Annotated in this window: 19 protein-coding genes; 8 read left to right on the top strand and 11 right to left on the bottom strand. The window is 36.1% G+C overall.

What is annotated here, in order from left to right:
- Positions 1–263: 263 nt before the first annotated feature.
- The 3 genes from BFA01S_RS14995 (at position 264) to sleB (ending at position 2,551) form a co-directional block, all read left to right on the top strand.
- On the top strand, positions 264–635 hold the full coding sequence (locus BFA01S_RS14995; RefSeq protein WP_066232247.1) for a hypothetical protein: 372 nt from the start codon (positions 264–266) through the stop codon (positions 633–635).
- Between the two features lie 204 nt (positions 636–839).
- Complete coding sequence (locus BFA01S_RS22015; protein ID WP_082800014.1) at positions 840–1,013, top strand: YjfB family protein; 174 nt, start codon at positions 840–842, stop codon at positions 1,011–1,013.
- Between the two features lie 812 nt (positions 1,014–1,825).
- Positions 1,826–2,551, top strand: coding sequence for a spore cortex-lytic enzyme (gene sleB, locus BFA01S_RS14990; RefSeq protein WP_066232244.1), 726 nt, complete (start codon positions 1,826–1,828; stop codon positions 2,549–2,551).
- Between the two features lie 210 nt (positions 2,552–2,761).
- On the opposite strand, the gene dhaK is transcribed toward sleB, so the two are convergent.
- From dhaK to BFA01S_RS14975, 3 genes are all read right to left on the bottom strand, one after another.
- Positions 2,762–4,513: a dihydroxyacetone kinase subunit DhaK gene (gene dhaK, locus BFA01S_RS22010; RefSeq protein ID WP_082800013.1), complete on the bottom strand. Its 1,752-nt coding sequence runs from the start codon at positions 4,511–4,513 to the stop codon at positions 2,762–2,764.
- 318 nt (positions 4,514–4,831) lie between these two features.
- Positions 4,832–7,192, bottom strand: coding sequence for a polyprenyl synthetase family protein (locus tag BFA01S_RS14980; protein ID WP_066232241.1), 2,361 nt, complete (start codon positions 7,190–7,192; stop codon positions 4,832–4,834).
- 246 nt (positions 7,193–7,438) lie between these two features.
- Positions 7,439–8,362, bottom strand: a complete 924-nt coding sequence (locus BFA01S_RS14975; RefSeq protein ID WP_066232238.1) for a DsbA family protein — start codon at positions 8,360–8,362, stop codon at positions 7,439–7,441.
- A gap of 183 nt (positions 8,363–8,545) precedes the next feature.
- Here BFA01S_RS14975 and BFA01S_RS14970 point away from each other — a divergent pair, with 183 nt between their 5' ends.
- The 3 genes from BFA01S_RS14970 (at position 8,546) to BFA01S_RS14960 (ending at position 11,358) form a co-directional block, all read left to right on the top strand.
- Positions 8,546–9,121, top strand: coding sequence for a TetR/AcrR family transcriptional regulator (locus BFA01S_RS14970; RefSeq protein ID WP_066232235.1), 576 nt, complete (start codon positions 8,546–8,548; stop codon positions 9,119–9,121).
- A 307-nt stretch (positions 9,122–9,428) separates the two neighbouring features.
- Complete coding sequence (locus BFA01S_RS14965) at positions 9,429–10,463, top strand: YARHG domain-containing protein (protein ID WP_066232232.1); 1,035 nt, start codon at positions 9,429–9,431, stop codon at positions 10,461–10,463.
- A gap of 10 nt (positions 10,464–10,473) precedes the next feature.
- Positions 10,474–11,358 (top strand): N-acetylmuramoyl-L-alanine amidase, encoded by an 885-nt coding sequence (locus BFA01S_RS14960; RefSeq protein ID WP_066232229.1) that lies wholly within the window; start codon positions 10,474–10,476, stop codon positions 11,356–11,358.
- 158 nt (positions 11,359–11,516) lie between these two features.
- On the opposite strand, the gene asnB is transcribed toward BFA01S_RS14960, so the two are convergent.
- From asnB to BFA01S_RS14930, 6 genes are all read right to left on the bottom strand, one after another.
- The gene (gene asnB / locus BFA01S_RS14955) at positions 11,517–13,361 is read right to left on the bottom strand and encodes an asparagine synthase (glutamine-hydrolyzing) (protein WP_066232226.1); all 1,845 of its coding nucleotides are present in this window, start codon (positions 13,359–13,361) and stop codon (positions 11,517–11,519) included.
- Positions 13,362–13,402: 41 nt separating this feature from the next.
- On the bottom strand, positions 13,403–14,728 hold the full coding sequence (gene glnA, locus BFA01S_RS14950) for a type I glutamate--ammonia ligase (protein ID WP_066232223.1): 1,326 nt from the start codon (positions 14,726–14,728) through the stop codon (positions 13,403–13,405).
- A gap of 27 nt (positions 14,729–14,755) precedes the next feature.
- On the bottom strand, positions 14,756–15,604 hold the full coding sequence (dapF, locus tag BFA01S_RS14945) for a diaminopimelate epimerase (RefSeq protein ID WP_066232221.1): 849 nt from the start codon (positions 15,602–15,604) through the stop codon (positions 14,756–14,758).
- Between the two features lie 13 nt (positions 15,605–15,617).
- Positions 15,618–16,853: an LL-diaminopimelate aminotransferase gene (locus BFA01S_RS14940; protein ID WP_066232218.1), complete on the bottom strand. Its 1,236-nt coding sequence runs from the start codon at positions 16,851–16,853 to the stop codon at positions 15,618–15,620.
- Between the two features lie 192 nt (positions 16,854–17,045).
- Positions 17,046–17,834: an AraC family transcriptional regulator gene (locus BFA01S_RS14935; protein WP_066232215.1), complete on the bottom strand. Its 789-nt coding sequence runs from the start codon at positions 17,832–17,834 to the stop codon at positions 17,046–17,048.
- A gap of 215 nt (positions 17,835–18,049) precedes the next feature.
- A complete protein-coding gene (locus BFA01S_RS14930; protein WP_066232212.1) occupies positions 18,050–18,298 on the bottom strand; it encodes a hypothetical protein in 249 nt (82 codons plus the stop codon).
- Positions 18,299–18,480: 182 nt separating this feature from the next.
- Between BFA01S_RS14930 and BFA01S_RS14925 the strand changes: the two genes are divergently transcribed.
- Entirely contained in the window at positions 18,481–19,320 is an 840-nt protein-coding gene (locus BFA01S_RS14925; protein ID WP_066232209.1) for a CsxC family protein, read from the top strand.
- 86 nt (positions 19,321–19,406) lie between these two features.
- On the opposite strand, the gene BFA01S_RS14920 is transcribed toward BFA01S_RS14925, so the two are convergent.
- A complete protein-coding gene (locus BFA01S_RS14920; protein WP_066232207.1) occupies positions 19,407–19,670 on the bottom strand; it encodes a hypothetical protein in 264 nt (87 codons plus the stop codon).
- Positions 19,671–19,877: 207 nt separating this feature from the next.
- Between BFA01S_RS14920 and BFA01S_RS14915 the strand changes: the two genes are divergently transcribed.
- Positions 19,878–20,720 carry a CsxC family protein gene (locus BFA01S_RS14915; protein ID WP_066232202.1) on the top strand — a complete coding sequence of 281 codons (843 nt, stop codon included), beginning with the start codon at positions 19,878–19,880 and terminating at the stop codon, positions 20,718–20,720.
- A 43-nt stretch (positions 20,721–20,763) separates the two neighbouring features.
- Here the strand turns inward: BFA01S_RS14915 and BFA01S_RS22880 are convergent, their stop codons facing one another.
- Positions 20,764–20,901 (bottom strand): hypothetical protein, encoded by a 138-nt coding sequence (locus tag BFA01S_RS22880; RefSeq protein ID WP_169800488.1) that lies wholly within the window; start codon positions 20,899–20,901, stop codon positions 20,764–20,766.
- Between the last annotated feature and the right edge of the window lie 62 nt (positions 20,902–20,963).

Raw genomic sequence — 20,963 nt, 5'->3', positions numbered from 1 at the left:
TTGCTAGAACTTTGAAGGGGGAGTCTTGCTGCCCGTTAAGGCTGGGATAAATTAATGTTTTATCACATCTTCTATAAAGCTTAACTTCCTGTTAAAACTAAGCTAAAAACAAAAATAAAATTATACTTTTAAAAATAAAAAACCTTTCAAAATTACAAGTAAATCCATTTATTACTCATATTTCCTTCACAGAATTTTAAAATTTTCCTAAACTTCCAACATTTATAATGGTATTATATACCCATGACCTAAGGAGGATTATTTTGAGAATTGAAACTGCAATACATTATATTAATGAATACTGTAAGACTAACAACCTTCCAAAGGCTCGATCTTTAATCGAACACAATTGGACAAGAATTACAGAGTCAAGATACTATCTTCACTTAAATTTTAATGCTCAATACTTAGTGAAGATCATTAAAGAGGAAATTGAGAAGGGGATGCATCAGCAGCTCACTCTTGAGGAAAAGAGAATTTTGAATCAAATGAATCAGTACGTTCGTGACCTCAGATATTCTCATGCTAAAAAAACTTATACAAAACATAAAGATCTGTTTAATAGATCTGAAGTCCATAACTGGCTCACTTCTGAAGCTAAAATGTTATGCGATGCTTTCATAGCTCAGCCTTAAAACGATTTGGCTGGTTCCCTCCATTGTTTTGCATGCGCGAAGCAATTTTCCATACTTGAATGGCTCTATATTTAAAGTCCTTTTGGCTATTATTTCATATTATCTTTTTATTATTATTTTTTTAACAAAGCCAACCGAGTAAAAGAGAGTTGCTTATTCAGCTTTTCACTAAACTTCCCGATATATATAACGGGGGTGAAACTTTTGGATATTGCAGCATTATCAATTGGAATGAATCAAGCTTCACTTAGTCAAAATGTCAGCATTGCCTTAGTCAAAAAAGTAATGACTACTGCAGAACAAAATAGTGATGGGCTAATTAAAATGTTAGAAGCTTCTCATCCTACTTTAGGTAAAACAATTGACCTGAAAGCTTAGGATATAAAAATGCATTCATATTCTGAATGCATTTTTTATATTTTATAGTAATCCTATTTCATGGATGATAAACATAATTTATTTCAAAATCAATATTATTGTCCATCAGCCAAAACAGAAAAATGACAAACAAACACATGCCTATATTTACTGGTTAGAAACTAATAATAAACATATTATCAAAAAAGTGAAGAACTTATTCACAGTTTCAAACACCCTGTTAACGTTTAACATAATAATGACGATCATTCAGCAGCAAACTTAAACACAATTGGATTTCTTGGTCTAACAGCATCATCCAGCTTCTACTCTGCTCACCAAACGACAGAATCTACAAATAGCAGTTCCTCAAGCAGCAACGGCGGTGTTGGGGTGGTGGAAGAGGAGATTCTGCGAGCATTTTAAATAAAGAAAGATTATGACGAAAACGAGGGCTGTCTTGCTCTCGTTTTTTGATTTGGACCTATAAATGTAAAACGGGACTTTATAATATCCAACACCATATATACACTCTGATACATGCAGCAAAAGATTCGTTTCATGCTTTGAATAAAAATCTTTTCCCTACAAACAATAACCATATATAAAGGAAATCTTCCTTCAGTGGGGGTTTTTTTCATTGCCTACTGATGCCCGCAGAATACGGGTCACACATACGCGCCCGTCTGAAGTGGTGAATTTAGTATGTTTTCTATTGTTTGGACCTTTACTAGCAGTTGAACTCCCGCTTAATTTCTTAGAATTCTCATAACTTTGAAGTCGGGTGTCTTACTGCTCATTAAGGCCGGGATAAATTTATTAGGGGGAAAAGAATGAGCAATATACTAAAAAGGAAATCGTTATTTATTCTTTTCATCATTCTTTTAGGTGGAACAATTTTATTAACTCAGGAAGAAAGCACTGATGCTTTCTCTAACCAGGTTGTTCAAATGGGAGCAGTTGGAGAAGATGTCATTGAGCTGCAATCCCGATTAAAGTATATCGGCTTTTATAAAGGAGAAATCGATGGTGCTTTCGGATGGGGCACATACTGGGCACTTCGAAATTTCCAATCTGAATTCGGACTGCCCATTGATGGATTAGCAGGCTTAAAGACAAAGCAAAAGCTTGAAAGTGCAACGAAATATAATAAAGGGGCTAATGAAACCAAAAAAGCGACGGCTACGAATGTACCTTCTGGATTTTCTCAAAATGATATCCAGCTTATGGCTAATGCTGTGCATGGAGAGGCACGAGGTGAGCCTTATGTCGGTCAAGTTGCAGTAGCTGCTGTTATTTTAAACCGGGTAAACAGCCCATCATTTCCTAATACAGTATCAGGTGTTATCTTTGAGCCTCGTGCTTTCACTGCAGTTGCCGATGGACAAATTTGGCTAACTCCAAATGAAACATCGAAAAAAGCTGTCTTAGATGCTATTAACGGGTGGGATCCTACTGGAAACGCCATTTATTATTTTAATCCTGATACAGCAACAAGCGGATGGATATGGGGCAGACCGCAAATAAAACAGATCGGAAAACATATTTTCTGTAAGTAGAATAGAAATCTAAAAGAACATTCAGCGTAAGAGATTAAATGAGTGAACCATATTACTGAAATAGAAAAACTGTTTCAGTAATTGCCGAACAGCCCAAATAGGGAAAATCTCGCTGATATACAGCAAACATCAATTAATTAGATGATATAGCAAAAAGTTGAGCATCCCATCAACACTGGGATGCTCAACTAACAGCTAAGATAAATACAATTATTTCAAGCTTTGTGAAAGCTCCGTAAAAATAATTCCTAAAGCAAAAGCGCCAGCATCAGGATGGCCGAGGCTTCTTTCACCGACCGTTCCAGCACGTCCCATTCTGGCAACGATATCTTTCGTCTTTTCTGCCCCTTCAACAGCCGCTGCCGCTCCTTTTACAAAAGCTGTCTTAAAGTTCTCTCCAGCTGTTGCACTTTCTTTCCATGAATTTGCGCAAGGTACGAGTGCGTCGATAAGAGTTTTATCTCCTACTTCCGCTCCTCTTCCAAAAGAACGTTCGCCAATGGACTGTATACCTTCTACTGCAGCTTGCAGCATTTCTGCAAATTCTTCAACTGTTAACTCATATTTTCCTTCGACTGCCTTGCCTGCAGCCCTGAAAGCACCGCCCCAAATAGGACCAGAAGCACCTCCACAGTATTCCATAATAATCATAGAACATTCATTTAAAAAAGTGCCGATATTCAAATTTTCTTGCTCTGTAATCGTACTCCATTCCCGCTTTAACTGTCTGAATCCTTTAGCAACACTCATTCCAAAATCTCCATCACCCGCATGTGAATCCAATTTGCAGAACGGCACTTCATTTTTGATAATAATTTCACTCATTTTATCAACAATAAAAATCATATTTTCTAATGTGGTTGTGTCTTTCTTCAAAACAGCAAACTCTTCCGCTGTTTCTGTCTCAAAGGATACAGATTTCGTTTCTTCCTTCTCTTCAATATGAGTGTATTGTACAGTTTCAATTGGTCCATCTACTTTAAATGCCGGTGTATCACTTTCTCTGGAGAGCAATGTTTTTAACTCTTCATCCAGCTTCATTACTGATAAGGAAACACCAGCCATATCAATACTAGTCATATAATTACCGACAAATGTTCGATAAATTCTTATATTTCTATTAGAAAGTTCCCGAGTAACCGCATTATTAAAAAGATAAAGCTCCTGTAAAGGTGTACCACCAAATCCATTCACTAAAAGAGCAATTTCAGCAAGTTCATCATCGCTGAAATCATCCAAAAGATCGTGTATCATACGGGAAGCCAGCTCATCTGCATTCGCAATCTTCTCCCTCTTTATTCCCGGCTCTCCATGAATACCGACTCCATATTCAATCTCATTCTCAGCCAGTTCAAAAGTTGGTGAACCGCTCGCAGGAACTGTACAAGAAGTGAGTGCTAAACCAATACTTCTTACGTTATTTGCCGCTTTTTCCGCTGCAGCTTTCACCTCGCTAAGCTCTCTTCCTTCTTCAGCTGCTGCCCCAGCAATTTTATGTACTAAGACCGTACCCGCCACCCCACGGCGCCCTACAGTATAAAGGCTGTCTTCAACTGCAATATCATCATCTACTTTGACATATTCTACTTGGATACCATCCTCAGCAGCTAAGTAAGCCCCATTTTTAAAATTCATCATATCTCCACTGTAATTTTTAATAATGAGCAAGGTGCCTTTTTTGCCGGAAGCTGCTTTAATCGCCTGATATACTTGTATTTGGGAAGGTGAAGCAAATACATCTCCGCATACTGCCGCATCAAGCATTCCTTTTCCTACAAATCCCGCATGTGCAGGCTCATGTCCGCTGCCTCCTCCACTAATGAGCGTTACCTTATTTTCATTTAATTCCTTTTTCTTTATAACTTTATATTTTTTCAAAAATTCAAGTTCTGGATGAGCCAGCACTATTCCATTGCACATTTCCACGACAAGAGTTTCAGGGTTATTAATGATTTTTTTCACTTTTATTCCCCCATTATACTTTTTAATATTGCCTTCGAGAATTCTAAGAAAATAAATTTTAAAAAAGAAAATATTTTACAAATTAAGTATACTAAACCATTTCCTAATATTGCTAGACTTTTGTTCATTATTAGGAAGTTCTGTATGATACGCTTTATTGCCTTAGAAATTATAATTTTATCACTCTCGGGATTATTGAGATTTTAATTATACTTATTTTACATTTACTTTCTTTAAATATAATTATTAAACAACGTAAAAAGCCTGCTTCTTTTTAAAAAAACAGACTCATTCAAATTATTTTCAAATAGAACAAACTTAATGTTCCCTGTTCACAATATAATTCAATAGATGCTTCAAAAAAGCAGTATTTCGCGGTATTTCCTGCAATACTTCCGACGCAAGACAATAATGCTCCCACATTGCCTTTTTAGCATCGGCAGAGCCTAAAATTGACACAAAAGTAGAGTTGTTGTTTTCAGCATCTTTCCCAACCGATTTCCCTAATAATTCTAAATCTCCTTCGACATCAAGAAGGTCATCCTTAATTTGAAAAGCAATCCCAGCATGATAAGCAAATTTTTTCAAAGCTTGCATTTCCGATTCTTTTGCACCAGCGAGAATAGCTGGCATGATAAGGGAAGCTTCAAATGCCAGCCCTGTTTTATAAAAGCTCATTATATTCAATTGTTCAAGTGTTAGCTGCTTCCCTTTGGAACCGAGATCCATTGCTTGCCCCCTGCACATATCTACTGTGACTTGTGCTGAATATTGAATTAATTGAAGTACTGCTTTTGGCTCAAATGTATCAAGTGACGCCTGTTCCTCAACTGCCTTGTGAGTAAGAAAGAGACCTGTTAATTCCGCTATTGCAACATTATACACCTCATGCACAGTGGGACGTCCTCTCCGAATTGCCGCATTATCCTGAGCCGGTAAATCATCAAAAATTAAGGATCCTGTATGCGCGTACTCTAATGATCTTAAGATAGGCACAATTGCTGAGCTTTCCAATCCATATGCTTCAACACCTATAACCCAAGCTGTTATCGGTCTTAATCTCTTTCCATCACCTTCTAAGCTATAGTTTGCTGCCTGAACTATCGGCTCCTCCATCAAAGAACCAAGATCCGTTTTAGTAATAGGTAGCACGGTGTTAATTTTGTTACGTACAGCTTCAATCTTATGAAAAAAATCCTCCTGTTCTCTCCGTTCATTTTTCAGCATCGTAATCATATGATCCCTAAGCAGTTTATCAAAGAAATCTACATCATCCGCTTTTCGAACCATCCTTTGAATAATCTTGTTAAATTTCAGATCTCCTGAAGCAAACAGCTTCATAATTTCTTTATATTTCTCAGTGCCCGCTCTTTCTTTAAATCTTTTTAAACCGTTTATTGCACGTCTCAAGATGATTTCACATGTCTTCTTATCTGACTCGTAGACATTATGAATCAAATTAGAAATGACCGTCCAGTATAATTCAAAAGGATTAATCAGATCAGCGCGCTTATCATGATACTTTAAATAATACGTATATGGTGTTACACTTCCGCTCTTCATATCATCAAACATATCTGCAAAATCATCTGCGAGCTGGTTATATATCCCGTAGAAAAATGTCCGGTTATCAAAACCTTCATCTATTGGGGCGCTAATAACTGAACGAACAATTAAACGTGAAGAAGACGACTTTAAAATGACTGGGATATAAATTTCTTCATTCGTGTAATTTTCATTTGACAGGTCCTTTATACGATCCACTTCCTGAGAATAAAAAAACACATAAGCTTGTTCGAAGAAATTATTCCTTCTCTCCGGCTGCTGATGATTTTTAATATACTCAAAAGCATCCCTCAGTTCCGAATGAATAAATCGGATTAAGTCAGCATTACTTCCAGACCATTCACCCAATTCCGGTACAGATCCTGTCATAATTGCTGCACGCATCAAATCAGAATACTGCCCTTTCTCTTTAGCGGACAAGACTGTGCTATCTAGAAGATCATCGATAAAAGGATACGTCAGACCATACGAATAACCAAGCCTGATTCCTTCATCTAATTTCTTCATCCGTTCTTGAGAGAGTATTTCATCCTCCATATCTTCCATAACGTGCATCATTACTCCGCCGATAATTTTAATAAGTTTTCGCTGTGCCTGCTCAGCGTCCATCCCCTTCGGAATATTAGAAGATACAGTTTTTAACTTTTGCATCAGCCAGATTATTGTAGACTCAATACCTTCCTTCTGACCTATCCGGTACAGTAAAGCCATACTAAATATTTCTGTTTTTTCTCTTGGATTTTTCGTCAAGTAATTTTTCAAGCTGGCAACCGTACGATTAATCTTCTCTTGTGTACGAGGTGAAGCTAGAGCTTTCCCTAGATCTCTCATAAAAATATAAGAAATGCTTCGATCTAAGTAATTATCCAGCTTACCTGTGTAATTCAACCATTGGATATAATTTTGATAGTCCCGGAAATCGGGTTTCCCCTTTCTTCCAGAAAAAAAAGACAGGAAGCGATACTGGCGGATATTATTTTGTTTCCAAGTCTTTATATCTTTTGTTAAAACAGGAATATAGCTTTTATCTGTAATCTGTTCAGAAAGTAAATTAAAATAATAAGCAGCCTTCTGCTCAGCCAATCGATAACTTGTTATTAACTCCTCGTTCATACGATAAATTACCTCTACTTTATATAGATGGATGCAAATGACTGATCCAAGTATTTTTCTTTAAAACTAATAAAATATATTTAAATATAATCCAAAAATAACATCTTTTTATGAAGAATGCTAAATATAGATTTTTTTAATGTTTCATAATGGCACAATTGAAATAAAAAAATTCCCTTCAAACGATTGTCTGAGGGAATTTCAAGTAAAAGTTTAATAACAAGATAGGGTATATACAAGAATAGATTATTTCTTTTCAAAGTACTTCTCACCAAGAATTTCTTTTAATTTATACTTTTCATACTCAGCCTCTCTTTTAATAAAAGAGGTAACATCTTTTTCATCTATATCATACATTACTTCAATTTCTTTTGAAAATAGAAGGCTCCCTCTATCAAGCAGATTTGAAAGAGGTGGATGCGGTTTTGGGTTAATATTTTCAGCTGATGAAAGAACTTGTTTTAGTCCATTAACATAATCTTGGAAAGTACGAGCTCCTACTATTTTCACTCCTTTATTTTCTTCATTAATCATGATAATTGTCGGGAATCCTCTTACTCCTAATTTTCTAGCAAGATCAAAATCTTGATGTAATAAACTTTGCGCACTTTCAGATACTGCTTCTGTTACTATTTTTTCACCGTCCAGATTTAACTCGTTCACAATTGTAATTAAGACGTCATCTTTAGCAATGTTTTTATTAAAAACAAAAACAGCTTCTCTTATTTTACGTAAAAATACATTAGCTAATGAATGATCCATACTTTGAATTATTTTAAAAACACGAGAAGGAGGATAAGAAGAATGAACCGGATCATCAATCCATAACGAACCATCAATCGGCATACGGGAATGCTCTCCAACTTCTTTCCAGTGACCTGCTACATCTGATGCTTTACTTATTCCATTACTTACATCAGCGAAACCATCCCAGCTTTCTAATAGCCCTCCCATAACCGTATGCATGTTAAAGTAATGGCCATACTGTTCAATAAATTTATTTAAAACCGGCTCAAGTGCCCAGCAATGCGAACAGATCGGATCTGTTACATAATAAAGGTTTATCTCTTCCTTTTGTTTGTTAAAATCAATCAGTTCTACTTCTTTATCTTCAGCTACCCCACAAACTCCTGTTTCCAAGTCACAAATCATGTCATTTTTATTACTCATTTTTTATCACTCCTGCTAGTGTATTTAACATAATGTTTTTATCCATAACCGAATAATTAATATTTCATGTACAATTAAATTCTATATACATGATGGAAGCTTCTCAATCGATATATTTTCTCTTTTATCGTATATACGACAAATCGAGCGAACTGTCTAAAAAGTAGAAAGGATGGCTTTTATATGACTAACTCAAAAACAGATCCACGCATTGTCCGTACACGTAAATTAATTATGGATTCGTTCATTCACCTGTCTGGAAAGAAGGAATTTAAGGATATTACAATTAACGATATTGCAAAGGAAGCAACGGTTAACCGTGCAACCTTTTACTATCACTTTACAGATAAATTTGACTTACTGGAAAAAGTATTATCGGAAGTCTTAATGATTAATTTAAATAGCGATATCATTACACAGAATGAGCTTAACGAAAAAACAATTATCAGTATTTTTTCCTCCATTACAAATTTTCAGCAATCAATATCAAACAGATGTCACAGAGGCTATGAGGAAACAATTGAGGCAATTATAAAAAAGCATCTCGAAACTATTTTTTATAAAATGCTATTAAAAAAGTATTCAGCTGAAAATGATGAAGCGTTAAGAATCACTGCTGTCATGCTGAGCTGGGGAGTTTATGGGGCTTCCGTGGACTGGAAAAGCAACAGCATTGCAGCCCCGGAAGAATATATAAAATCAGCCGTGCCTTATTTGCTGCATGGTACAGATTTTCTCGGGGATGAATTTAAAAATTAATCATATAAAATAAGGCTGCTTACTAATATACAAGTAAACAGCCTTATTTTTAATTATTAACTTTAAATTATCTGCCTGGCTGATTCTTAAAGCTGAATTAGTAATGAACTCTTTAGTATATAAAAGAATTCTCCTCATTAATAACTAGAAAAGAGAGAAGAAAGTTCTTCTGATTGGACGTTCTATAATGTAAAATTAATACATTTTTATCAAATATATGTTATGATATCAATTGTCCTATATACATAATTACGTATAAGAATTGATCTTATAGTTCGAAAGTTACTAAATGACTGGAGGAGATTATGTGAAAAAATGTAATACCTGTGGTTATAAAAATGATGACAGTAATGCTCATTGCCAAGAATGCGGAGCAAAGCTTAGCAACCTTTCAACAAGATCTGCCAATACAGCAGAGAAGGAAGAAAAAATTACTCAATCATTTAGCAAAAAGAAACTTATTTCATTAATAACTGCTGCTATATTAGTAATCGGTCTATTTACCAGTTATCAATTATTATCAAAAAAATATAGCAAAGAAGCTGTAACTGAAAAATTTAAAATGGCACTTGTAAAAAAAGATAAGGCTGCATTGAAGGAATTAATCGTACCAGCTGATTCTCGTCTAAAAGTGAACAATCAAAGTTTAGATGCTCTGTTTGCACTTATTGATAAAGAACCATCGTTAATTCAATATATTGAGAATTCTTTGCATGAAGAAGGATTAGGAAATAACTTATTTTACGTGCGTGAAGATGGTAAACATTATGGAATATTTACTCGATATGTCATCGATACTATTAGTTATTTTATTACTTTGACAGACAGTGTAGAAGGAATGACCGTTTATTTAAACGATAATGAAATTACTGTTCTGAATGGATCGCAAGAAACAAAGGAATTCGGTCCTTTTTTAGCAGGTTTGTATACCGTTAAAGGGATTCATAAAGAAAAAGATAAAAAAGAAGAAATAATGAATATAAAGCTAGCTGGAACACAGACAGCAACAGCAATTACTTTTCAACCTGAAGAAGAGAATATAGAAGAGAGAACAGTAATAAAAGAAGTGATCAGAGAAGTTCCATCAGCATCTGGCTCTTACTATTTAATTCCCCATAGTGATTATACATATTTAACATATCCGGATATTTCAGGGTTTTCAAAAAAGGAACTGCGTATAGCAAGAAATGAAATTTATGCGCGATACGGCTATATTTTTGAATCAAAAGACTTACAAAATTATTTTAAGAGCCAATCTTGGTACATACCGAATCCAAGCTATAATGGAGATTTATCTGCTGTAGAAAAGTATAATGTGGACTTCATTAAGTCATTTGAATAGAGGTTCTATTATGAAGAAATTATCTGTATTGACTGTTTTATTTGTCTGTTGTATTTCTATTATTCTCTTAATAGATTCTCAATCAAAGCTTGGGATTTTAAACAGCATCGAGATGAACAAAAATAATAATCAAGAAATAAATAATTCTTTACAGCTAAAGAGTAAGCAAACGGTTGAAGTAAAAAATGCAGAACAAACTGAAGAAAAAGGGATAGAAGAAAAGATAGATGCTTCTATACCTGCTATTAAAAAAGAATCTTTTATAATAGTGATTGATCCGGGACATCAGGCAAAAGCCGATCTCGAACAGGAACCTATAGGACCTGGTGCAAAGGAGATGAAGTACAAAGTAACTGGCGGAACGAGCGGTGTCATAACAAAAAAACCTGAATATGTTCTCACACTTGAGGCAGCAAATTTTTTAAAATCCCATTTAGAAAAAAGAGGATTTCAAGTAATCATGACGCGTTCCACCCATGATGTAAACATAAGCAACAGAGAACGGGCAGAAATAGCTAATAACTATAAGGCTGATCTGTTTGTCCGTATTCATGCAGATGGCTCTGAAAGCTCTAAAACAAGCGGTTTTTCCATCCTTGCTCCTGCAAGAGAAAATCCATACACTTTACCTATTTATGAAGATAGTTATCAAGCTGCCCAGCTCATTCTTGCAAATATAGGAAAGGAAATTCCACTTCATCAGAATGGTATTTTCTTCAGAAGTGATATGTCTGGATTTAACTGGTCAGAAGTACCAGTAATATTGCCGGAAATCGGCTTTATGACAAATCCGGAAGATGACCGAAAACTCTCAGATTCTTCATATTTATCTAATTTAATGGAGCTAATGGCTTCTGGAATTGAGGAGTATGCTGTTTTTAAAAAACATAATTAAAGCTTTCTATCTATAAATCACTATAACCCATAAGTTAGCTGAATTTCCTGCAAGTCTCTAACAAATGACATAAACTGATTTTTGCTGTCTAAAAAGGAGTGTTTTCTACTCTTTTTAGACAGCCTCTCAGTTTTAATTTCCTGTTTATATTAAGCTTTTTACTTAATATTAATATTGTAATGTTCAAGCCATATATTTATTTGAGCTAAATGGGCAATAAGCTGAGGACCTGACATGAGCTGCCCGAACCAAGGAACTTTGAAAGAGGAGCCGTTTGAATCAAGGATATTTTGTACTTTTTCCTTAGAAACAATTTCTAATATCGGAGAGGTTTTATGATCAATGATATTTTGTAATTTACTTTTCACTAATTGTATATATCTTGGATGATATGTCTTCGGATACGGACTCTTTTTACGGTAAAGAACTTCATGAGGAAGTACTTTTTCTAACGCTTTTCTTAATAATCCTTTCTCACGACCATTCAGCATTTTCATTTCCCAAGGGATGTTCCATACATATTCAACAAGACGATGATCGGCAAAGGGCACCCGTACTTCAAGGCTTGCTCCCATACTCATGCGATCTTTCCGCTCAAGCAGTGTAGACATAAACCAAATCATGTTTAAATAGAACATTTCCCGGCGGCGTGCTTCTACTTTTGTTTCTCCCTCTAATTTGGGAACCTCCTGTATTGTTTCGTTATATTGTTCATTCACATACTCTTTTATATTTAATCTCTTTTGCCAGTGCGGTAGTAACAGCTGCTGCCTTTCATCCTGTGACCTCATCCATGGAAAGCCGTCCGTATGCAATATATCCTCTTGATAGAACCAAGGATATCCGCCGAAGATTTCATCTGCACATTCTCCTGATAATGCTACAGTATAATCTTGTTTTATTTGTTTGCAAAACCATAAAAGGGATGAATCAACATCGGCCATTCCAGGCAGATCTCTCACTAATACCGCTTCTTCTAAGAAATGCGCGAGCTCCTCATTATTAATAATTGCTGTATGATGATTGGAATCTAAATATTGCTGCATTTTTCGAATCCACGGGCTATCTTCATCAGGCTGAAAAGAACTCGCTTTAAAATAGTGACTATTCTGTTCATAATCAATCGAGTATGTTTGAAGCTTTCCTCTTCCTTCTTTTTTAAAATAATTAGCAGCAATGGCACTTATCGCACTTGAGTCAACGCCGCCTGATAAAAACGTACAAACAGGTACATCTGCCACTAACTGACGCTCCACTGCATCTTTTACAAGAAAGGATACATGTTCCACCGTTTCATCAAGAGTTTGATTATGTCTCATACTTTCCACATTCCAGTAACGCTGCACCTTCAATCCATCTCGATTAAAAGTTAAAGTATGGGCAGGGCGAAGTTCTTTTATTCCTTTAAATATTCCATGTCCGGGAGTACGGGATGGGCCTAAACTGAAAATCTCCTGCAACCCGTCATGTTCTATCTCCGGCCTCACTTTCGGATGTGCAATAATTGCTTTAATCTCTGAGCCAAACAGTAGCGATCCATTTTCTTCACGGTAAAAAAGCGGCTTAACCCCAAGTCGGTCTCTTGCGATAAAAAGCTGTTCCAAATGTTGATCCCAAACTGCAAAGGCGAAAATTCCATTTAAGTACTCGACACAATTTCCACCCCACTCGATATATGCTGTGAGCAGTACCTCTGTATCAGAATAAGACTGAAAAGAATGTCCCCTTTTTAGTAACTCCTTCCGAATATCTTCTGTATTATAAAGCTCTCCATTATAAACAATCGTATATATTTGATCATTCTTTTCTTTTACCATCGGCTGAACCCCTCCGGCAGGATCAACAACTATAAGACGTCGATGACCGAGCAGTACATGCTGTGAGTTCCATACATTCGAAGTATCCGGCCCACGCTTTGACAATGTATTTGTCATTTTTTCTATAATAGATACTTGCTCTGTTAAATCCTGTTTCCAATCAACCCATCCTGTTATTCCGCACATTTTTATCACTCTTTCTTATTTTTTATTAATCTGCCAATCTGTTAATACTGTGTCATATATTGATCACGTTCCCATGGATGAACCTGTTTTCTAAACAAATCCCATTCTATTTGTTTTGCTTCTATAAAGCGTTCAAATATATGCTTGCCTAATGCATCTGTTATGACGTTATCCTCTTTTAAATATTTAAGGGCTTGCGCCAAATCAGCAGGTAAATCAGTAATACCGTATTTTTTACGCTCCTCTTTTGACATCGCATAAATATTTTGATCAATTGCATTTGGAGCAGCCATGTTATTTTTAATTCCATCTAATCCTGCTGCAAGCAGAACAGCCATTGCTAAATAAGGATTTGCGGATGGATCAACACTGCGGATTTCCACACGGGTACTTAAACCGCGGGATGCAGGGATACGGATGAGGGGGCTTCTATTCCTTGCCGACCAAGCTACATAGCACGGTGCTTCATATCCAGGTACAAGCCTTTTATAAGAATTAACAATTGGATTTGTAACAGCCGTGAAATTTTGCGCATGTTTTAAAATTCCCGCTATAAAATTCCCCGCCACACTACTAAGTTCCAATACTCCGTTTGGATCATAGAATACATTTTCTTCCCCTTTAAACAGGCTTACATTTGCATGCATCCCTGAACCATTTACACCGAATAAAGGTTTAGGCATGAAAGTTGCATGCAGTCCGTGTTTACGGGCTATCGTTTTCACAACAAGTTTGAACGTTTGAATATCATCACAAGCTTTTAATGCATCTTGATATTTAAAATCAATTTCATGCTGACCAGGCGCAACTTCATGATGGGAAGCTTCAATTTCAAAGCCCATTTCCTGTAATTCTAAAACGATATCACGCCTGCAGTTTTCTCCTGAATCTGTCGGTGCCAGGTCAAAATATCCCCCCTTATCATTCAATTCAAGTGTTGGTTCTCCTTTTGCATCCAATTTAAATAAGAAAAATTCTGGCTCAGGTCCAACATTAAAATTAGTAAATCCCACTTTCTCCATTTCTTTTAAAACTCTTCTTAGATTATTACGCGGGTCTCCTTCAAATGGAGTTCCGTCCGGATGATAAATATCACAGATGAATCTTGCAACCTTCCCATTTTCAGAAGTCCATGGAAAAATAACAAATGTATCTAAGTCAGGGTATAAATACATATCTGACTCTTCAATCCGCACGAAACCTTCAATTGATGAACCATCAAACATCATTTTATTATCCAATGCTTTTGATAGCTGACTAACCGGAATTTCTACATTTTTAATTGCTCCAAATAAATCAGTAAATTGCAGACGAATATACCTGACATTGTTCTCTTTTACCATTTCTAATACAGTTTCTCTATTCATATTATTTTCCTCCCTAATTTTCTCAGCTTACATCCCCCACATACCTTGGCATATATAAGCTGCTTCTCCCCTTTTCCACACATGATTATTTTCATCCCATCTTATCGTCAAATCTCCCCCAGGAAGATGGACAGTTACTGGCTGAAATTTATCCAAAAGCCCATTTAATACCGCAGCAACCACTGCTGCACATGCACCTGTTCCACAAGCCATCGTAATTCCAGATCCTCTTTCCCACACCCGATAATTTATCTCTTGACGATTTTTAACATGAACGATCCCTACGTTAATTCTCTCTGGAAACAGCTTAGATTGTTCAATAATCGGCCCAGCCTCTTCTAAAGGAAATTCCTTTACATCTTCAACAAATAGGATTGCATGAGGATTTCCCATTGATAGACAGGTCAAATTATAAGCATTTCCACTAAAAGAATGTGGTTCATTAATTGTGACAGCGAACGGGTCACCTTCCATCGGAAGCATTCCCTTTAAAAGCCTCGGTTCACCCATGTTCACTGTGACATAGTCTACTTCCCGTTTGTCACCTAGTTCCACCTCTACACTTAATACACCACCTAATGTTTCAATCGTGAAACATGGAGCTGTTACATACATGTGATCATAGAGAAACTTTGCAGCACATCGTAAACCATTCCCGCAGTTTTGTGCTTCCGATCCATCCTCATTAAAAATCCTCATTTGAAAATCAGCCTTTTTCGATGAAGAAAGAACAATGATCCCGTCAGCACCTATTCCAAAGTTCACATCCGAGATAGTTCTGGAAAGTTTCGGAAAGTCTTGATCTTCCATCAAACTGTCTAATTGATCAAAAATGACATAAGCATTTCCCAGTCCATGCATTTTTGTAAATAACATATTTTTCTCCTCCTTAAAAAATAAAATCAGAAGTACTAAGCCTTGCTTTTATCTCTTCCAATACTTGCTGTTCCCCCTTTCTTCCATCAGCTTGAAATGTAACAGAAAAACGGACATATGGGCCGGCATCATCCCATGGAACAGTGGAAATTAAATGTTTTTTAATCAGATACTGGCTAAATTCCTCTGCCGACTGAAATTTCGGACCACCTACCACTCCTTTTGGAATCTTTGTATATAAGAAGAAAGATCCTTTCGGTTTTTTGGTATCAAATCCGCATTCGCATAATATTTTCACTAGAACCTCATGACGTCTTGAATATTTAGCTGCAATCTGTTTCGTCATTTCCGGATGTGATAAAGCATAAACAGCCGCCTTTTGGATAGGAATGAATTGACCGGAATCATAATTGTCCTTCATCATCGCGATTGCATGAATGAGTTTAGCATTACCAGTGACAAATCCAATGCGCCAGCCTGTCATATTGAAAGACTTTGATAGCGAATGCAGCTCTATACCAATCTCTTTTGCACCTGGAACCGATAAAAAACTAAGCGGGCTTTCATGATCAAAAACAAGGGCAGCATATGCAGCATCATGGATGACGATCAATTCGTTTTCCTTTGCAAATTGGACAACCTCCTCAAAAAATTTACGGTTCGCTACCGCTCCAGTTGGATTATTAGGGTAATTCAAGTAGAGCAGCTTTGCCCTTTTTAATACGTTCTTATTTAATGAATCCAGCTTTGGTAAAAAGGAGTTTTCTTCAAGAAGCGGGAGATGAACAACTTCTCCTCCTAAATATTTTGTATGGGTTTCTAAAATAGGATAGTTTGGGGCAGGCATAATTGTAATATCACCTGGATTGATAAAGACTGTTGGGATCATTGCTAAAGCTGACTTGGAACCAATCATATGGTTGATCTCTGTTTCCGCATCAACGTCAACTGAAAAGACCTCTTTCATATAAGCTGCGGCAGCTTTCTTAAACTCAAATATCCCATTATCTGCGTAGAAGCGGTTTTCAAGTTTACCTGCTTCCTTTGTTAATTCTTTTACAATAGATTGATCTGCCATCGAATCAGGTTCACCAACACCAAGATCAATCAATTCCACATGTGGATTTGCAAACATCGCTTCTTTTTTTGCCCTTTTAATTTTTTCAAATTTATAGATTTTCTCTTTTAAGCCAAATTGCGGCCCACCGATTCGATCTGCAAATAGATTTTGTATATAATCAACTGCCATCTTGATTCCTCCCGTTATTTCTCTTTCTTATTTCCAATATTAACAGTAATAAAATGGGATTTATTTAGACCAAATAAAGAATCATTTGCACTTTTATGTATATATAGAAAAAAATCTATTCAATAAAGATAAAAGGAGCACTTAAAAGCTCGTATTTAAACGGCCTTTTAAGTGCTCCTTTTCAGATTGAAATTAACGAACTTCTGACGGATTTTTCCCTGTATATTTTTTAAATTGCCTGCTAAAAAAATGAAGATTATTATAGCCAAGTGCATAGGCAGTTTCTGTCACTGTCATCCCAGCGAAATGTAATAAATGCTCCGCCCTTTTTATCCTCATATTTACAATATACGATTTCACTGTCTGGCCAATAATCTCTTTAAACTTCTCCGAAAAATACCGCTGTGAAAGATTCGCCCGTGCTGCTAAGCTTTCTATCGTATGCTGCTCAGCAGGATGCTGCTGAATATAATTAGCAATTTCTCGAATCGTTTCCAGCAGATGGTTGCTTATATCGTTCACTAACTTTCCCTTTTCTCGTTCTTCTCTTAATAAATGAATCATTAACTGTTTTAATATTAATTTTGCCTCCATATCTGCACCAAATGTGTCTATTAAAAATAGACGGACATATCGAACTAATAACGATTCAAAATCTATCGTACTTTCAATAACTTGATGGGCTGGAGGCACTAATTGGGGTATTTCACTTATATCAAAATGAATATAGGTTAACTTAAGAGTATTTTGAGGATTATGTGTGGCGGTGACGACATCACCAGGCTTAAAAAGAAAACAATGTCCTTTTTCTACACGATATGACTTTCCGTTTAATACGACTGTACCTTCACCAGTCCATACATAAAATAAATCATAATTTGGCATCGGCTTATCCCGTTTTCTCCATTTCCAGTTTGGCTCACAATCAACAGTAGCAAGTGCTGGCTTTAAAATAAAATAATCCGGGTTTATATGGAGCATTTGACTCCTCCTTATTCAAATGACCTATTTTATTTTATTCTCCTTTAAAAAATTTAAGTAATCGATACAGAATATTTTGAAAAAGATAGGGAAACTGCTTCTTTTATTTACTAAATAAAGAGAGATGCTATCAATGTGATAGCATCTCTCTTCCAAGCTAATGAATTAAGTCCGAACAGGACAGACAATCGAAATATCTGTCCAACGTGCTGCTTTTAGCGTCTGCGTCTGCAAACTTCATCCAAAATGTCATCAATCGTATCTCGAACATCATCATTGTGTCGACGTCTTCTATTATCATCCTCTACACCAGCTACTCTATCATCGTCATCTCTATCTCTATCTCTGTCTCTGTCTCTGTCTCTGTCTCTGTCTCTGTCTCCAACAATAATAATATTGTCCGCACGAACAAATAAATCATCTACAACTACAAGAGCTCTTGATCTTCGTCTAGAATTCCCCATATTCTCACTCCTTTCTAAGTTGATACTTTAATATATGAGAAACTTTCTTCTTTTGAAATGTACAAGTATATTAATGCAAATGCCTTTTTTTAAAAAATAAAAAGGAAATAGGCTGGGCACCATTTCCGCCTAATAATAATATGGTAATGAAGGAGAGTTTTATAAAGAAAGGAAGAGGTATGATGAGAGACCGTATATACTATGATGAAAATGAACATAGTTCCAAAAGCGGTGACCATGAAAATGATCCAAAGTCTTCAAAGCCTTATTTTCCTAGTATGATGCCTAAAAAAAATGCTGTTGTTCCCTCAGTGCCTAATAAGCCTAATAAACTTAATAAACCTCAAACCATCCCAAAAGCTTTTGTCAAAGTTCCTGTAGTCCTTGGAGAAACTACAGTCCAGCTGAATCTAGATGGAGGTATTGAATTTCCTGAACCAGTTCTTGAGATCAAGGAAATTAAAAAGAATCTTAAACTAACCCAGTACCGTTTATTGCTTCCAACAAATAAGCTTTTCATTAAAGGGTTTGTCCGGAAAAATATCCAATATGCTACTCCTAAGCACTCAACGAGTCGTTATATCGTTTCTCAAATTCACGCTCTCACTACTGATATACCATTTGAAACTGTAACAGAAATAGAATTTATCAATGAGCCGGTTTTTCAATCAAACCCTGATACAAAAGATTTTAGTTTTCTTACTAAAAGAAAACATCCACTAGGCTTCTCCCGAAAAGAAAAGTTTCTTTCTGATGATTTTCAGCAATACGATCAAATTAGCGGGGAAGTTTTTAATGAAAATCCATACTGTGAATTACTCTCAAGCAAGTTCATTGAATATGATGAAGCATTAGACCGCAAAATGGGCCGTGTAGTCGGACTTTTCGGAGAACGGATGGAGACACCTTTTGAAGAAGGAACCTTCACAAAAATGGAAGAAAAAATGATTGTTGAATTTACAATTAAAATCTTACAAAATCAGCAAGTCTATGTTGACTATAATGACCCTCTCTATAGTTGATGCAATTTTCATTGGCAGGCGGAACTTTCCCCGCCTGTCACTTATTTTTTCAGGAAAGGACAGTATGCTGCCACTCCTTTTTAATTTTAAAAATCTATTCTTTTTGAACCGTAATATTGGATTTCTTCTGATACTCCAAGTACATTGTCTTGATAGTACTTATGTCGTCGTATTTCTACATTGTCCATATCATCATCTATATCGTCTATATCTTCCATACCAGCAACTCTGTCTTCATTTCGTGCTGGCCTGTTTCTGTCACCAACAACTACAATATTGTCGGCACGGATGATTAAGTCATCCACATCAACGATCGCTCTTGATCGGCGGTTTCTATTCGTACTCCCCATTCTACTCCCTCCTTTACCTCATTTAGTATATTGTATGACAACTTCTTTCCTTTGATATGTACATCTCCCTATTGAAAACTTCCATCAATCACATTTTCCCTACAAAAAAAAGGGCCAAATCTTCAGAGACATTCGCTTATACAATTTGTCTATATCAAAATATAGTATTACTGTAGCAACTAAAACAAATGTAAAGGAGACTTACAAATGTCAAAAGAGCACGGTAAATATGATCATCACAAAGGATCAGATTCTCACGATTCAAAATCTAAGTCAAAGTCGTCAAAGCCATATACTCCAAAGAAGAAACAAAAAAACAGTGTAGTACCAGGTGTTAGCAATAAACCAGTTCAACCTCGCGCAATCCAAAATGCTTTTGTAAAAGTACCTGTAGTCCTTGGAGAAACAACAGTTCAAATCGATATGGACGCTAAGATTGAATTTCCAGAACCAGTTTTAGAAATCAAGAAAATCAAGAAGCATTTAAAATTAACTCAATGCCGCTTATTACTTCCAACTAATAAACTATTCATCAGAGGTTTTGTCCGTAAAAATATCCAGTATGCAACACCAAGAAGCTCTAATCGTCATCAAGTTCTTTCCAGCATTCACTCTTTAACTGTTGATATTCCGTTCGAAGCTGTAACAGAAATCGATTTCCTTAACCAGCCGCAATTCCATTCTAATCCTGATACAAGAGACTTTACTTTCTTCACAGCAAGCAAACTTCCTCAAGGATTCTCACAAAAGGAAAAACTGCTATCTGCAGATTTCTCACAATATGATCAAATCAGCGGAGAAGTATTTAATGAGCTTCCTTACTGTGAATTACTTTACAGCAAGTTTATCGAGTATGATGAAGCACTTGATCGACAAATGGGAGTTGTATACGGTCCAGACGGTGAATGCATGGATGCTCCTTTCGAAGAAGGAACTTTCACAAAAGTGGAAGAAAAAATGGTTGTTGAACTTACTCTTAAAGTTTTACAAAACCAGCAAGTCCACATTGACCGTGACCGCGACCGCGACAACCACAATAATAAATATTAATCAAACAGGCAGCCGGATTTTCTCTGTGCTGCCTTTAAATCTGTTAATAATTTTTCACCTGGACAGTCCCCGTGATCATATGCTGCTTTTCTTCAGGAGACATTAAACGAAACTTTCCATCTTGCATTTTCCACCCATGTCGGAAACTCGATATTTTCTGAATTAATATGTTCTTTTTCATTACAAAAAATAATCATCATCTTCTATAAGGACAAGCATAAGATAAAGTGAAACTTCTATCAG

The sequence above is a fragment of the Metabacillus fastidiosus NBRC 101226 genome, from assembly GCF_001591625.1.
In the GTDB taxonomy this organism is placed as follows: domain Bacteria; phylum Bacillota; class Bacilli; order Bacillales; family Bacillaceae; genus Metabacillus; species Metabacillus fastidiosus.
This window is presented reverse-complemented; position numbering and strand designations above follow the sequence as displayed.

Coding starts and splice junctions, on each gene's coding strand:
- sleB (WP_066232244.1), top strand. CDS start 1,826: ATGAGCAATATACTAAAAAGGAAATCGTTATTTATTCTTTTCATCATT.
- BFA01S_RS14980 (WP_066232241.1), bottom strand. CDS start 7,192: ATGAACGAGGAGTTAATAACAAGTTATCGATTGGCTGAGCAGAAGGCT.
- BFA01S_RS14975 (WP_066232238.1), bottom strand. CDS start 8,362: ATGAGTAATAAAAATGACATGATTTGTGACTTGGAAACAGGAGTTTGT.
- BFA01S_RS14970 (WP_066232235.1), top strand. CDS start 8,546: ATGACTAACTCAAAAACAGATCCACGCATTGTCCGTACACGTAAATTA.
- BFA01S_RS14960 (WP_066232229.1), top strand. CDS start 10,474: ATGAAGAAATTATCTGTATTGACTGTTTTATTTGTCTGTTGTATTTCT.
- asnB (WP_066232226.1), bottom strand. CDS start 13,361: ATGTGCGGAATAACAGGATGGGTTGATTGGAAACAGGATTTAACAGAG.
- glnA (WP_066232223.1), bottom strand. CDS start 14,728: ATGAATAGAGAAACTGTATTAGAAATGGTAAAAGAGAACAATGTCAGG.
- dapF (WP_066232221.1), bottom strand. CDS start 15,604: ATGTTATTTACAAAAATGCATGGACTGGGAAATGCTTATGTCATTTTT.
- BFA01S_RS14940 (WP_066232218.1), bottom strand. CDS start 16,853: ATGGCAGTTGATTATATACAAAATCTATTTGCAGATCGAATCGGTGGG.
- BFA01S_RS14935 (WP_066232215.1), bottom strand. CDS start 17,834: ATGCTCCATATAAACCCGGATTATTTTATTTTAAAGCCAGCACTTGCT.
- BFA01S_RS14930 (WP_066232212.1), bottom strand. CDS start 18,298: ATGGGGAATTCTAGACGAAGATCAAGAGCTCTTGTAGTTGTAGATGAT.
- BFA01S_RS14925 (WP_066232209.1), top strand. CDS start 18,481: ATGAGAGACCGTATATACTATGATGAAAATGAACATAGTTCCAAAAGC.
- BFA01S_RS14920 (WP_066232207.1), bottom strand. CDS start 19,670: ATGGGGAGTACGAATAGAAACCGCCGATCAAGAGCGATCGTTGATGTG.
- BFA01S_RS14915 (WP_066232202.1), top strand. CDS start 19,878: ATGTCAAAAGAGCACGGTAAATATGATCATCACAAAGGATCAGATTCT.
- BFA01S_RS22880 (WP_169800488.1), bottom strand. CDS start 20,901: ATGAAAAAGAACATATTAATTCAGAAAATATCGAGTTTCCGACATGGG.